At 37.8% G+C, this 14,018-nt stretch carries 11 protein-coding genes; 3 read left to right on the forward strand and 8 right to left on the reverse strand.

Annotation, left to right across the window (positions count from 1 at the left end; genetic code table 11):
* From M901_RS10420 to M901_RS10430, 3 genes are all read left to right on the forward strand, one after another.
* Positions 1 to 1,417: PEP-utilizing enzyme (locus tag M901_RS10420; protein ID WP_021278170.1), on the forward strand; the 1,417-nt coding region annotated here is incomplete at its 5' end.
* A 9-nt stretch (positions 1,418 to 1,426) separates the two neighbouring features.
* The gene (locus tag M901_RS10425) at positions 1,427 to 2,455 is read left to right on the forward strand and encodes a hypothetical protein (protein WP_021278167.1); all 1,029 of its coding nucleotides are present in this window, start codon (positions 1,427 to 1,429) and stop codon (positions 2,453 to 2,455) included.
* On the forward strand, positions 2,452 to 3,324 hold the full coding sequence (locus tag M901_RS10430) for a hypothetical protein (RefSeq protein WP_021278166.1): 873 nt from the start codon (positions 2,452 to 2,454) through the stop codon (positions 3,322 to 3,324). The genes M901_RS10425 and M901_RS10430 overlap by 4 nt, the downstream gene beginning before the upstream one ends.
* A gap of 11 nt (positions 3,325 to 3,335) precedes the next feature.
* On the opposite strand, the gene xdhC is transcribed toward M901_RS10430, so the two are convergent.
* From xdhC to M901_RS10470, 8 genes are all read right to left on the reverse strand, one after another.
* A complete protein-coding gene (gene xdhC, locus M901_RS10435) occupies positions 3,336 to 4,121 on the reverse strand; it encodes a xanthine dehydrogenase accessory protein XdhC (protein WP_021278171.1) in 786 nt (261 codons plus the stop codon).
* On the reverse strand, positions 4,111 to 6,441 hold the full coding sequence (locus M901_RS10440; protein ID WP_021278169.1) for a xanthine dehydrogenase molybdopterin binding subunit: 2,331 nt from the start codon (positions 6,439 to 6,441) through the stop codon (positions 4,111 to 4,113). Before M901_RS10440 ends, xdhC begins: the two co-directional genes overlap by 11 nt.
* On the reverse strand, positions 6,438 to 7,895 hold the full coding sequence (locus M901_RS10445) for a xanthine dehydrogenase small subunit (protein WP_021278161.1): 1,458 nt from the start codon (positions 7,893 to 7,895) through the stop codon (positions 6,438 to 6,440). The genes M901_RS10440 and M901_RS10445 overlap by 4 nt, the downstream gene beginning before the upstream one ends.
* A 52-nt stretch (positions 7,896 to 7,947) precedes the next feature.
* Positions 7,948 to 10,215 carry a hypothetical protein gene (locus M901_RS10450; RefSeq protein ID WP_021278164.1) on the reverse strand — a complete coding sequence of 756 codons (2,268 nt, stop codon included), beginning with the start codon at positions 10,213 to 10,215 and terminating at the stop codon, positions 7,948 to 7,950.
* A 19-nt stretch (positions 10,216 to 10,234) separates the two neighbouring features.
* Positions 10,235 to 10,771 (reverse strand): CDP-archaeol synthase, encoded by a 537-nt coding sequence (locus tag M901_RS16545; RefSeq protein WP_021278163.1) that lies wholly within the window; start codon positions 10,769 to 10,771, stop codon positions 10,235 to 10,237.
* Complete coding sequence (locus M901_RS10460) at positions 10,771 to 11,298, reverse strand: PEP-utilizing enzyme (protein WP_021278168.1); 528 nt, start codon at positions 11,296 to 11,298, stop codon at positions 10,771 to 10,773. Before M901_RS10460 ends, M901_RS16545 begins: the two co-directional genes overlap by 1 nt.
* Complete coding sequence (locus tag M901_RS10465) at positions 11,250 to 13,166, reverse strand: pyruvate phosphate dikinase PEP/pyruvate-binding domain protein (RefSeq protein ID WP_021278165.1); 1,917 nt, start codon at positions 13,164 to 13,166, stop codon at positions 11,250 to 11,252. Before M901_RS10465 ends, M901_RS10460 begins: the two co-directional genes overlap by 49 nt.
* Positions 13,166 to 14,018 (reverse strand): phosphatidylserine decarboxylase (locus M901_RS10470; protein ID WP_021278162.1); only part of this gene is annotated, 853 nt, incomplete at its 5' end. The genes M901_RS10465 and M901_RS10470, both read right to left, overlap by 1 nt.

The following is a 14,018-nucleotide window of genomic DNA, read 5'->3' on the forward strand; positions in this document are numbered from 1 at the left end:
GATCGGAGGCAAGACAAATTCCAGCGCAATCAAAACAACAGTAGATGCTCCCGATGTTAAAGATCAAATAATATTCTACAAATTCCTATTTAAGATAGTCACTAAACATCATTCTATATTTAAAAGCTTTTTATCAAATGCTCGTAAGAAAAAAGATGAGCTCTATCAAAGACTAGAGACAGCGAAAACAACTGCTCAAAAGATCAATTCAATTAGTTTTGCAATCAATACAACAAAGGGATTCTCACTTACAGCTTTTAATGATGTCCTTACAATGAAGGGACTGAATACTATTTGCAAAATCCTTAATAAATATTCTATTTCTGAAGATATTATTCCTTTTCTTATAAAGACAGATGAAGGAGTCGATTCTTTAGCCCCTTTGAACGCGATAAACGAACTTGCTAAAGACTTTGAAGATGAAGCTATTACTCAAGTCTACAAAGAGGCCATGATTGAGAGTCAATCTGAGAGTATCTTTAAGAGATATCGCCCTATTTACCGCGCCCTTGAAGAAAAAGGTTTTAAGTCTAGCGCCGTATCGATTAACAAATTTTTAAGTGAATATGGAGATCGCTCTTTTGAAGAACTAAAGCTAGAATCTTTAAGTCTTAAACATTCACCAGAATTACTTTTAAAAATTATAAAACTTCATACCAGTCATTCTGTTAATCCAACGAAATCAACACAAACTGATAACGAATTGAAGAAACTTAATTTTCTTGATCGATATATTCTAAAATATGCTATAAAGAAAACAAAGAGCTATATTGCAACGAGAGAGGCCTGTCGATTAGTGCGAGGAGAATTCTACGGGTGGTATAGAGAGTGTCTACTTAGTATCTTTGAAGATCTCAAGGCCACGCCAGAACTATCAGAGTATCATATAAACGATTTCTTCTATCTACATCTCAATGATCTTTTTCTGTATGCAAGAGGAGAAAGAACAAATAGTGAGCTTGCAAAGATAATAACAGGCAATCTTCTCAAGTATCGATCTCAAAGTGAATATCCTGAATTAGTCTATCTTGAAAAAGGAAATCACGATCCTTACTTTATCAAAACAAATATTCAACATAAGATAGCTAATAAGAATATGATTCAAGGTCTTAGTGCATCCAAAGGTAATATAACGGGAAAAGTTCTCCTTATTGCATCACCTTCCGAAGCCTTAGATAGAAATGACCTCCACGAGTGTATACTTGTCACCCAAAATACGGACCCGGCCTGGATTTACATTATGACAAAATGCAAAGGACTCATCTCAGAAAAAGGAAGCCTATTAAGTCATACTGCAATTATTGGTAGAGAGCTTGGAGTTCCAACAATCGTCGGAGCAAAGAAGGTCACCAAATACCTAAGAGGTGTTGATAAAATTAATCTGAACGCAGATAATGGAACTATTACTATTCAATGAGGAAGTTAGATGGAAGTCATCCAGTTTGATATCGAAGACATAACTCTACTAGATGAGTTTATCAATATTCAAGACAAATACTTTACTAGTGAAACCTATATACCGACTCCAAAAGAAAACCTCTTTGCCGTATTAAACAAAAGAAATCCCTTTTTCAACACTGCGAAATCAAGGTTCTTTATCTTAAAACAGAATGAGAAGTTTGTGGCCCGTGTTCTTGCGACAATAGATAGCAGAAGAAATGATGAGGAAGATGCAACAGTTGGAAATCTTGGCTACTTTGAGTCTCCAGATAATATGAATATTGCTAGGCCACTACTTGATAGTGCTGTGAGCTGGCTAAGAGATTCTGGAGCAAAGTCAATTCAAGGCCCGATGGATCTCCATATTTACAATAATTATCGATTTATGACAGAGGGGTTTGAAACTTCACCATTCTTATCTGAGCCTCGAAATCCAAAATACTATCCAACGATTTTTGAAAACTATGGTTTCAAAGAATTAACATACTGGAGAAGTTGGCAAATAGACAAAGCAGAGCTTCTTAAGTTTCATAACTTTGTTGCCTCAATGCTTAAAAGACGAAAGAATATTCATGGTATAGAAATGTCTCCGATTGATATCGACAATATTGAACACGCCTTAAGCGAACTCTATGAAACAGCACTTGATGTTTTCAAACAAAACTTCAGTTACTCAGAGATTTCAAGAGAAGAATTTGTCGCCATTTTCTCCAAACTCAAACCTTTTCTAGCACCTAAATCTTTTCAAATAGCTCGTAACAACCGAGGTGAAATAGTCGGCTTTATCTATGGACTTATTGACCCTTTTAAACCCGGCAGGTATATCTATCATACCTTTGGTGTTGTTAAAGAGTTAAGATTCAGTGATATCACCGCAAGACTCACTATTGCTCAAACAGAGAATTTTGCAGATATTTACGACGAATCGATTGCAGCACTTACAACATCACAGAAGTCAATAATAGAACGAATAAAGAAACCAAATAGGTTTTATAAAATGTATGAGTTAAAATGAAAGATGTAGAAAAGATTGGAAAATATGCAGCCCTGCTCTCTATAATTGAAATAGGACTGGGAAGTTTTCTTCATTCACTCAAAATCCCTTTTTCAGGTCATACCCTATCACTAAACCAAGGCTTTATTCTAACAAAGGCAAGCTTAGAGACTCAAGAGAGCAACTCTCCAGCACTTATAAGTACAACATCCGCCCTATTAAAAACCTTGTCTCCAGCAGGTAAGAAACTAACGCCAATGCTAGCAATCTCAATGCAAGGACAGCTCTTTAATCTTGGGACACGTATTTTTGGTAAGAATATTATTGGCCATTTTATTGGAATGACGCTTCTTTGTCTTTGGAGCTTTATTCAACCCCTGCTTATCTATCTAGTTCTCTTTGGAAAAGATCTCGTCTATATGGCGCAATACTTTATTAAAAAGATTAATAAGGTCTTTCCTGTAACTCAAGAGGGTCTGTTAAGCGTAATCGCTATTATCGTTATCATTAAAGTAACACTAGGAATAGTGGCCGTTATCGCGGCATATAAGCTTAAGGGAAAGGAATTAACGAATTATGAAAAATGGGCAAAGAAACAAGGTGAACGCTCTAAGAAAAAGAGAGTTCAATCTGACGCCCCCATATACGCACTCGCCCTAAGGGACCTCTTTAACCCTCTCTTTATTGTATCTCTTGTCTTAACAGGGATTTTTTACTTCTATTCTCGATCAGATTACTCGACGTTGATATGGTCTCTTCTAAGACCCGTTGCTGCAGGTTATATCATTTTCTTGGCAATCAGAATTTTTCCAATTGAAAGACTTGCCGACAAAATGAAAGAGGGAAAGTACAAGAGCCTCTTTCAAGAGACTCTAAAACGTCTTAAGTGAAATTTATTATACTAAGCATTTTTTAATTGATCGCGACTCTTTATTAATTGAGCACTTATACTCAAGGCAATTTCAACCGGGTGATTCGAACCAAAATCTTCTCCAATCGGACAGATAAAAGACTTAATAAGATCTTGAGATAATCCTCTATCTTTTAACTCAAGCTCTATTCTATTTCTCTTTGACTGACTACCAATCACTGCCAGATACGGAAACTTATGATATACTAGCGCCTTCTCAAGAATGGGCACGTCATAAGCATGTCCCATTGTCATAAGCCCAACAAAACAATTATCAGGAAGTAAACTTAGGGCCTCATCCATATTTTCAAGATGATACTTGGTCATATTAGTTGATTCGACTATTTTATCTAACCACTCTTTGCGATTATCTATCACATAAAGATGGCAATCCAACTTACTAAGAATAGGACAGAGCTCTTGTGAGATATGACCAGCACCAAAGATGGCTATGTGCCATGGACTTCTCTTTGCACAAAGCTCAAAGAGAAATGTAACCTCTCCACCACAAGTCATACCGATATCTTTTTGAAGATTCCATGTCTGAGCTTCAACCAGTTTATCACCATTAATAAAGTCCTGAGCATACTTTAAACAATGTGCTTCAACCTTTCCCCCGCCAACTGTTCCAAAATCAAGTCCAGATTCTGTTACAATCATCTTGGCACCAAGATCTTGAGGAGCGCTCCCCCTGACACCTGTAATCGTGACAGTTACAAAGGGAGAATATTTGTTTTTGAGCTCTGTCGCTCTTTCAAAGTACTTTTTAATGTCCACTCTTTAACCTCGTAAGTTCCCCCAAAATGACTTCCCCTGTACATGGAGAAGTTAAATTAACGACACCCTCTTTAGACCTAAAAGAAAGAGCATGTTTGACTGCAGTCCAAGCACTTGAACCAAGAAGAAATGGAGGTTCACCGACGGCCTTAGAACGATGAACATTACAATCATTATCATCGTTACTAATAAAGTCTAAATGAAACTCTCTTGGTGTATCTTGAACATTAGGAATCTTATAAGTTGTAGGTGAATGCGAAATAAGATGGCCCTTCTCATCATAGAAGAGACTTTCTGTGGTTACCCACCCCATACCTTGAACATAGGCACCGGTAACCTGTCCTCTGTCAATTCCTGGGTTAATTGGTCTTCCCAGATCCATGAGAATATCTGTTCGCATAACCTTCATCTCACCAGTGTATTCATCAACAAGAACTTCTGTGGCAGCAACACCTTGAGTGTAGTAATTAAAGGCCTTCCCTTCTACGCTATTCTTACAAAATCCCAGTCCCGGAGTTTTGAAAAAGGCATAGGCACCAACAGAGATTCTATTAAAGTAAGCGATATTGATAAGTTCTTTAAGAGCTATTTCTTTCTGAGTTGATTTTTGAATGACCTTATTCTCAGTAAAAACAATGTCGGCATCGATGCTCCCCTTACCTACTTCATATTCAACAAGGTCATTACTTTCCTTACCTGCAAAAACAAGCTTTGCAAGTTCACTTAATCTGGCCTTAATTTTATTACAAGCATCAAGTGCTGCAGCACCATTAATATCAGAACCAGAAGAAGCGGCTGTTGGAGAAGTATTATGATTCTTCTCAGTTGACGTTGTCATAACTTGGACATCATCAGCAGCAATACCAAAGGCATGGGCCACGATTTGTTGAATTTTAGTATTAACCCCTTGTCCCATTTCTGTTGCACCTGTTGAAACTTGGACTGTTCCATCTAGCTGAACATTAACAAGAGCATTTCCTTGGTTAAGAAATCTTGCCGTAAAGGCAATACCAAACTTAGTGGCAGTCATAGAAAGCCCTTTGAGCTTTCCAGTCTTCTTATTATTAAACTCAATAATTTCTTGCATCCTTCTTTGATAATCGGAAGATTTATAAAGATCATCAAAGAGAGCTGGTAGCATATTATTTTCTAATTCTTGTCCATACGGTGTTAAAAGATCTTTTCCCTGATAAATATTCTTTCTACGTATTTCAAAAGAATCTTTTTTCAAGTAAGCCGCGATATCTTCAATAACACTTTCAATGGTCATATTCCCTTGCGGACCTCCAAAACCACGGTAAGCAGTATTTGAATGTCTATTTGTCCTATAGGCATAACCTTCAATATGAACATTCTTTAAGAAATATGCCCCATCAGCGTGAAACATCCCTCTTTCTAAAATAGATGACGAGAGATCACTATAAGCTCCTGCATCGGAGCGAAGAATCATCTTAATCCCTTCGATTTTTCCTTCATCATCAAATGCAACTTTATAGTCATTTTCAAATGGGTGTCTCTTACCAGTAATCACCATATCTTCATCCTTAGTTAGGATAAGACGAGCTGGTTTTCCTGTATATTTAGATACAAGTGCAGCATAAGCGGCAATTGGAGCGGCCTGAGATTCTTTTCCTCCAAATCCTCCCCCCATTCTCTTAACGACACAGACAACATGATGAAGAGGAAGACCTAGGGCCTCCGCGACAACTCTCTGTGTTTCACTAGGGTGCTGGCTAGAAGAGTGAACTTCAATTTGACCATTTTCCATTGGATAAGCACAGCAAGCTTGTGACTCCATATAGAAGTGCTCTTGACCACCAACGATAAATGTCCCCTCTAAGATATGTTTTGCATTTTTAAAGGCTTCCTCAACATTGCCTTGAGCGAAGGGCTTTGGGGCCTTATATACAAATGAGTCAGAAGCCTGGGCTTCTTTAATGGTATAAATAGGTTTTTCCTCTTCAATCTCAAAGTCAAAAAGAGTTTTAATCTCTTCAATATCTTCACGACGACTTGAAGCAAAGATGCATAGAGGCTCACCCATATAACCAATTTCTTCATCTACAAGAATTGGCTGATCATGGAAAATTGCTCCCCACTTCTTTGCACTTAAATGTTCTGCCGTATAAACACCGACACAGCTTGGATGTGCTAGGGCCTTCTTATGGTTAATCCCTTTGAGCCTTCCCTTTGAAACGGGACTCCCTACAACTCCGACAAAGAGCTCTCCCAAGACCGGCGCTCTATCATCAACGAAGATACTTTCCCCTGTTACGTGACCATAACTAGAATCGTGCTTAATATTCTTACCTACACTCATACTGATGCCTCACTTAGAGTTTTTCCGCTTTCAACTATGACCTCATCACAGAATTTTAGAAGAAGATTATGAGAAAGAAGTTTCCTATAATCACTACTTCCTCTAATATCGCTTAGAGGTTTAATCTCTGTATCAAGGAGTTTGGCCACTTTCTTAAAAGTATTCTGATCGAGAGTTGTTCCAATAATGGCCTTCTCAATAGAAGAGATTCTCATGACAGTTGGTCCAACTCCACCGATCCCAATTTTGAAATCAGTAAAGATATCACCATCCATTTTATATGCGATCGCCATACTCACACTTGAGATATCGAGATCTTTACGAATAGAAACTTTATATAATTTAAACTCATAGTTATTCTTTGGAAGAATAATCTTTGTTACAATTTCATCGTCTTTCAAATCAAGTTCTTTGTATCCACCCAAGAAGAAATCATCGATAGCTATCGTCCTTGAATTTGTTCCGTTGTGCAGAACAACCTTGGCACCACTAACTCTAAGAAATGGAATAGTGTCACCAATAGGAGAAGCATTCACGAGATTACCGACGAGTGTCCCTTTATTCTTGATTTGAGGAGAAGCAAAAACATGAAGCTTCTTTGAAAACTCTGGAAAATCTTTTTCGCAGGCTTTTTCAACGTCAGTGAGACTTGCCTTCGCCCCGATAATGATTTCCTTTGAACTATCTTCAATTTGATATGACTCTTGAATATTGTTAAGAGAGACAATTTCTTGCAAGTCAATTTTACCTTTATTTACCAGCACTCCAAGATCTGTTGCGCCAGAAGTCACCTTCATATTGGCGTGATTACCATGCTGGAAAAGGGCCTGATACGAATGGGGAAGAAATACTTTCTTATTTTGAGACTCGATTGCCACATCAACTGATGAAAGCTCTTTAAACTCCTTAACCATCTCTGCGTGGCCATATAAACTTGAGAAAGTTGAAACCTTCTCCAAATCAGTGGCCACTCCTGCTTTTATTATCGGCTCATAGCCTGTACATCGACAAAGATTCCCCGTCAGATAATTTTTGACTTTCTTATCATCAATTTCGATATGATCATTAATAGCATCCTCAGTCATTGAGGCCAAAGAACAAACAATCCCAGGTGTACAATATCCACACTGAGCACCATGGTGCTTCATCATCGCTTCTTGAACAGGGTGCAGATGATCAACTTTCTTAAGACCTTCAACTGTGATGAGATGGCATCTGTCTAAGAGATACATAAAGCTAATACAAGAGTTTATAGTGCGAACTCTTCCCATCTTCTCCCCGTCAAAGCGAGAGAGTAAAACAGTACAAGCACCACAGTCTCCTTCTGAACAAACAACTTTGGTTCCTGTAAGTCCCTTAGTATAACGTAAATAATTAGCGACAGTTTCAAAGGCAGCCTTGCCTTCTAGTTCATGTCGAACCCCATTAATATAGACAATTATCGATTTTCTCATAAAGAATAGTATGGCACTTTTGGAGTCGAAACTCAATTTATGCGCTATGCGACTAATAGACTTTTAACTGATTCTCTTGCGTGACTTGAAAACTCTTTCTAATCCCTCTTTCTAATAACTTGTCTCGGACCTTAAAAGCTGTTCCGCTATCTAGGTTAAGTCCAGTTGAATAAGAGTCAGATTTTCGCGAAGTTGTCACAATGCTTTCAACTATATACTCACCTTTTTCAGGATACTTTCTAAGAGGCATGATAAGTTCGATGACCCTCTGGTCTTTTGGGCCATTCGCCTCTAATTGTTCATTTGGTTCACGATAGCTACGGTAGATGACCTTTCCCTTTGGGTCTCTAATGCGAATCATAAGGGATGCCTTATCCGAATTGACCACTTGCACAGGAAGTGTCATTAAAATATTATGAATACCACCATACTTATTATCCTCAACCACGGCCTTTAGCTTCATCTTGTTAACCAGAGGACGAATGAGATCCATCTGTGTTTTTCCCGTTTTCAAGTGCAAGGTTGTCTTTTGCTGTTCAGGAATATTCTCAGAAATACTCTCTTCTTGAAAAACTGCCCCCCCATGAAAATCAACTTGAATTCGCGAAAGACTCACATCTCCCTGTGGATAATCTCCATTGAAAGAGATTTCAAATTTTATATTTTTATCACCTGGAACAGAGAGATAATGAGTAATGCTATGGGATGTTCTCTCTTGAAGATGTTTCAAATTCCAACTCAAGTAGATACGCTCGAGGTCATCAGTATGTTCAATAGGTAGAGTCATTATAAATGTTGGATGAGAGGGCTCATCTTTTTTTAAAATTTTTATTTTCTCAATATTAATTTTCGTATTTCTTAACTGAGTCCCCTGCTCTCCAGAAAGGTTTAGGCTCGCAATGGGATTTCCTTTAAAATACTCAGAATTACCAGCAAGATCCTCTAGAATAAAACTTTTAATATCATAGATCCCGGGGCTAAGTTTCTTTAAATCAATATCGGTATATCCTTCAAGAGTCGTTTGGTCATTCTTGATGACAGGTTTTAAATTCACAATAAACCGAGAGGTTTTATTCTTGCGATGTCTAAAATGGAGAGAAGTAGGTCCCACTCCAGACAAATCATCATAAACTCCCGTCACCTTTGCCTTCACCGTTTGTTGGAATGAATGTTTTTCCACAGAGAGAAAGAGACTCTCGCTCAACTCTTTGACTAAATAGGGTTTCTCACTATCACTAATTTTAGAATCAATAAAGATCTTTGCATTCTTAGCGGCAGTGGAGAAATACTCAGTATCAATGAAAACCTTCTTTTTAAAATACGCAAATTTCTCAGGAGAAAGATTTTTCAATTTTTCAGGTTCATGAATAAAGGCCCCAAAATGCTCAGCAAAATCTTCTTTTTCATTCTTCATAGCATAGAGGCTAATCATACCTTTTCCAGAATTCTCTTTTCTCACCCATTGACCATTTTCCTTGCGCCATGAAATTTTAATAAATTCTTCACGCTCATTCTGAGTTTGACCGGCTTGGTATGCATGTCCTAATTCATGAACAATCGTTCCTTCTCCATATATTTGAGAATCACTGAGCATGGCCTTATCTGTTAAACGTATTCTCTTAAGATTCTCTGTGTAATCGGCACTGGCATTATTGAGATCAAGCCCAATCCTCACTCTGACAACTTTCTTCAGCTTCATTTTATTAAAGACATGATTGGGAATATCCATAAAGCTTTTAAATAGAGTTATAACTTCTTCATCTCTTAGCTCTTGTTCTTCGAGATATCCCTCTTCGCTATTTTTTGACCTAAAACGAAGCCCCGTCATATCTTCCATTTTTTTTAAGACAAGCTTCGAGCTGACCACATGTCTTAGAAACTGCTCATAGACTGTATGGGTATATTCAAGATGAAACTCCTTTGGTCTTTTCATCCTTGTTGAGCAAATCTCCCTTGCCTTTTCTCTAAGAGCAGAAACTAATAAAAGGTCTTTAGCATTAGATGTGACATAGAGAATATCTTCTCTCTTTCTATCCTTAAAAATTTTCTGGGGTCCAATCTCTTTTAGAAAGAAAATCTTTAAAGGTCCTTTAACGCCAAATTCTTGAAAGAGATAACTTAATGACAAAAGGATATCTTCATCAGGTTTTTCACCTTGTAATTGAATTTGGCGAAAGAGAAAAAACTCCTCCAGCTCTAAGCGTGTTGGGTAAGACTGATGTTGAGAACAGAACTGAACAGGATTTATATTTTCTGCACGAAGTAGGACATGAGGAAGAATAAGTATAAGAAATATAAATATTCTAATAAAAAAACTCATCCGAACTCATTTTCTATTACTATAGAGGCTCTTTTCGCAACTTTAATAAGTATAGCAGATAATTTAATAAGAGATGAATAAGCGTTCCAAGTATTAGAAATGTCGTCAGGTGCATGGCACGAGAACTTGTCATTAAATAATATATAATGACTAGGCCAAAACCAGAATCTACTTGGTCGAAAATAGCATGAAAGAGAGCATTATCCTTAGACATCTTACCTGGAGAAATTCCCTTTCTTCTCTTGATATAAGAATTTGGCAATTCAAAGAGGCAATAGAAAATACCAAGTAGGATACCAAGGAGTATCGGATGATATAGCGAAAGTCCTATATTCACCCCCCATATTTTTTCAAGCCAAAGGGCCAAGTAAACTCCAGGGGTAGTTAGAAGTGGCATAGCAACAAACCCTCGCCAGGTTTTATTCTTACCAAAGGCCTGTTCATGTAAGGGAACCTTGAGAAACGTTGCTAAATCTAGAGTCACTACAACCATATGAAGAACTCCTCCAAAGATTAAAGGAATCAGCAAAAGAAAAACTTCTAGCATAAATTTCATTATTCACTCTCCACGATAATGGCCCCGGCATCACCATCAATTGTCACTTGCATTCCAGTTTTTAAGAGAGAGGTAATCTTAGAAACATTAAGAACAGCAGGAATACCATATTCACGACTAATAACTGCGGCGTGGGAGAGAACCCCTCCGACCTCTGTGACAACGGCAGAAACTTTTCCAAGTATAGGAGTCCAGCCAGGATCAGTGAACTTGGTAATGAGAATATCACCATCTTGAAGGTCTTTAGTTTCTTCTAAGGTTTTCGCGACGATGACTCGACCTTGAATCAGGCCAGGAGAACAAGGAATACCTCGATAAACAGTTTTCCCATCCACCTCTTCAATACTTATTTCACTTTGTTTGCGGCCAAAACCAAAGTCATTAGGTGCTTCAAATTTTGAGAAACCACGGTAGAGAAGCCTACGATAGGATAACTCCTCTTTATACTTGGTCAAAGATTCTTCATTTTCAACGAGATCTATAATTTCATCAATATGAAGAAAGAAAGCATCTCCCGAACTTCCCATCTTCTGTCGAGTTCTAAAATAAATTGTCTCACAATATAATAAGAACGAGTTGAGTACTCTCTCATTTTCTCTCTTAGCATGAGATAACTTCGTACGAAGGCAAGCTTCTTTTCAAATTTCTTCAATAGAGCGCCTGAAAAGAATCCCCCATTAGAAAGAATAAGCTCTTTCACTCTTTGATATTCTCTTTGATAAGAATCTATGACTTTTGACTGATCCAACTCTCGATAATCCTGTGCCATTTCGACAACTCGTTGAGGGATTTCACCCCACCTCTCAACGGTAATATCAAGCTCTCGGTCCCCGTGATGGAAGTGCTTTTTTAAAAATACTGCAACCGCTTGATCTAGCCTTTCTTTATAATCTTTAGTATCATCTTTTGAGTCTGATTCATGAAGAATCGCAGAGACCTTTGCGAGGTCTTTTTGTATTTCTAAGTGGGCCACACCATCAAGATTAGAAAGTAATTGAATTGTATTAATTTTGTCCCCAACTCTTTTCTCTATTTTTTCAATAAATTCTTTAAACATTGATTGGAGATTAGAATTATTGTAAATCGTTCTATAATAACTTGTTTCTGTTTGAAGAAAGAGTATTTTGATAATAAAGATTAATTCATCTTGAAAATCTTTCTCACTTAATGTCGAGAGACCTCGATTCATAAGCTTGTGATAATTTTCTTCGAGGGGCCCAAAGAAACTTTCAAAGTTACTATTTTCTTCATGACATTTTTTAAATTCTTTTTCCATTCCCATCAAAACAGGAATGGCACGTAGAAGTGAGAATGGATTTAATCCTGTTGAGTCTGGTCCCTGTGAACCGTAATCCTTCATGATTCCCAGGTCTTCATCAAAACTCTTTTCATTATAGCCAGGAATACTCTTTAACATTTTCTTTACTTCCCCGGCACTCCAATAAGCACGCCCATAACAAGCAAAGAGCCATTGCTCAGGGTGCTCCTTAGGAAGTAATGTCAATTTTTTAAAGTAGCCTGGCATACTTTCATTCATCCCCTTACGATAAAGAGAGAACATAAGAGGCGTGCAGACAGCTGAAGAAATTCCACCATCTTTGAGATCTGCATTTGTTAATTCACCGAGATCTTTTCTCCACTCAATTGTGGTAATCGGTCTTGCTTGGAGAATCCAAAGTTTTCTCTGACTATCAAGGGCCCATTCAATATCTTGAGGGCATCCGAAATGTGCCTGAATATTCAATAGCTCATTCGCTATTTCTTTCAATTCTTCGCCACTCAGCCTTGCCTTCTCATTCTCAATTCGCTGATCAATGATCTCGTTCTTCTGATAATGATAAATATACTGATTTGGTGTGACTTCCCCAGAAACAAGATGTTCCCCAACTCCTTCACAAACTTCAAGCAGCATATGATCTTCAATTCCATCTAGAGGATTTACACTAAATGCAACACCTGCACATTCAGGATCAACCATTTTTTGTACAAGAACAGAGAACTGCTCATAGAGTTCTGACTCACTCTTTTCTATATCGGCCTTCGCAAGATATTCTCTAACTCTATTTCCTTGTGAAGAATCAAAACATTTTTTAATCGATTCCACTAGTGCTTCTACGCTATCTATATAGAGAAAAGTTTCATAAAGTCCTGCAAAGCTCATATCCCCAAGATCTTCCAATTGCCCACTGCTTCGAACCGCCACAGGGAAACCACCTATTCTTTTAATGCTCTCAAGGAGCTTGGCTTCAACTAGTCCCTTGCTGAAATCCTCGTAGCGCAAAATAAAGCCATCGGGAATAACTGTATTCGCACTCATTAATTCCACAAGATTCCCGGCCTTCTTTCCAAGAGAGTCTCTCTGTCTCTGATCCAGTTTGTCTGATAAGAACATCATTACTCTACTCTCCCTATATCTGAACCAAGTTTGAAGTAGGTCTCGATTCCTTCTTTTGAATATTTCTTTAACTCTGAATGAAACTTAATCTCCTTATTAATAAGAAGAACGACTGTTGAGCCACCAAAGAGGAAATGCCCTTTCTGGTCTAACTTTGAAAAACTCTTATTTTGATATTTTTGTTTTATTGTTCCCACACAGAAGGCTCCAATTTCAACAAAGGCAACTCTTCCTAAGTTCTTACACTCTAAGATTGAAACAACTCGTTTATTTGTGTTTAAAACATTTGGAGTAGCTCTAAGAGAAATGGGAGAAACTGAATGCAGAGGCCCATTAATTTTCTTGATTTTGATAACTTCACCATCATCAGGAAAATGAAACCAATGATAATCAACTGGAGCTAATCGACAAATAAGTGCCGTCGCCTCCATAAACTCTTGGGCCTCTGCCATGCCCTCTAAAAGCTTAAGGGGTTCAATGAGACTTCCCTTAAGGTGCACAGGGTTTTGAGAATCCGAAATAAGATATCTCCCCTCACAAAAGGCAGAAAGCACATCAGGACTCGAACTAAATTTTCGTTTATTTGGGAGAAACTCACGAGCGAAGAATTCATTGAAATTCTTGTAACTCTCAAGCGGAGGGTATTCACTGGTATTGATTTTAAACTTTTCTACAAAGTTATAAACCTCTGAACGACTAGACTTTCTATTCTTTAAAAGCCCATAAATTGAACAAGGTATGCTGTGCACAAGAAATTGTCCAAGTAAGCTTCCAGATCGTGACTCATAAAGCCATTTTAAGAAGCCCTCTCCAAATGCCTGTTCTTGCGTCAACTCCGAACGCTCAGCATCA

Source organism: Bacteriovorax sp. DB6_IX (genome assembly GCF_000447775.1).
In the GTDB taxonomy this organism is placed as follows: domain Bacteria; phylum Bdellovibrionota; class Bacteriovoracia; order Bacteriovoracales; family Bacteriovoracaceae; genus Halobacteriovorax_A.

Bases quoted from the DNA above. Each gene is read 5' to 3' on its own strand.
- M901_RS10425 (WP_021278167.1), top strand. From the start codon at position 1,427: ATGGAAGTCATCCAGTTTGATATCGAAGACATAACTCTACTAGATGAG.
- M901_RS10430 (WP_021278166.1), top strand. From the start codon at position 2,452: ATGAAAGATGTAGAAAAGATTGGAAAATATGCAGCCCTGCTCTCTATA.
- M901_RS10440 (WP_021278169.1), bottom strand. From the start codon at position 6,441: ATGAGTGTAGGTAAGAATATTAAGCACGATTCTAGTTATGGTCACGTA.
- M901_RS10445 (WP_021278161.1), bottom strand. From the start codon at position 7,895: ATGAGAAAATCGATAATTGTCTATATTAATGGGGTTCGACATGAACTA.
- M901_RS10450 (WP_021278164.1), bottom strand. From the start codon at position 10,215: ATGAGTTTTTTTATTAGAATATTTATATTTCTTATACTTATTCTTCCT.
- M901_RS16545 (WP_021278163.1), bottom strand. From the start codon at position 10,771: ATGAAATTTATGCTAGAAGTTTTTCTTTTGCTGATTCCTTTAATCTTT.
- M901_RS10460 (WP_021278168.1), bottom strand. From the start codon at position 11,298: ATGGGAAGTTCGGGAGATGCTTTCTTTCTTCATATTGATGAAATTATA.
- M901_RS10465 (WP_021278165.1), bottom strand. From the start codon at position 13,166: ATGATGTTCTTATCAGACAAACTGGATCAGAGACAGAGAGACTCTCTT.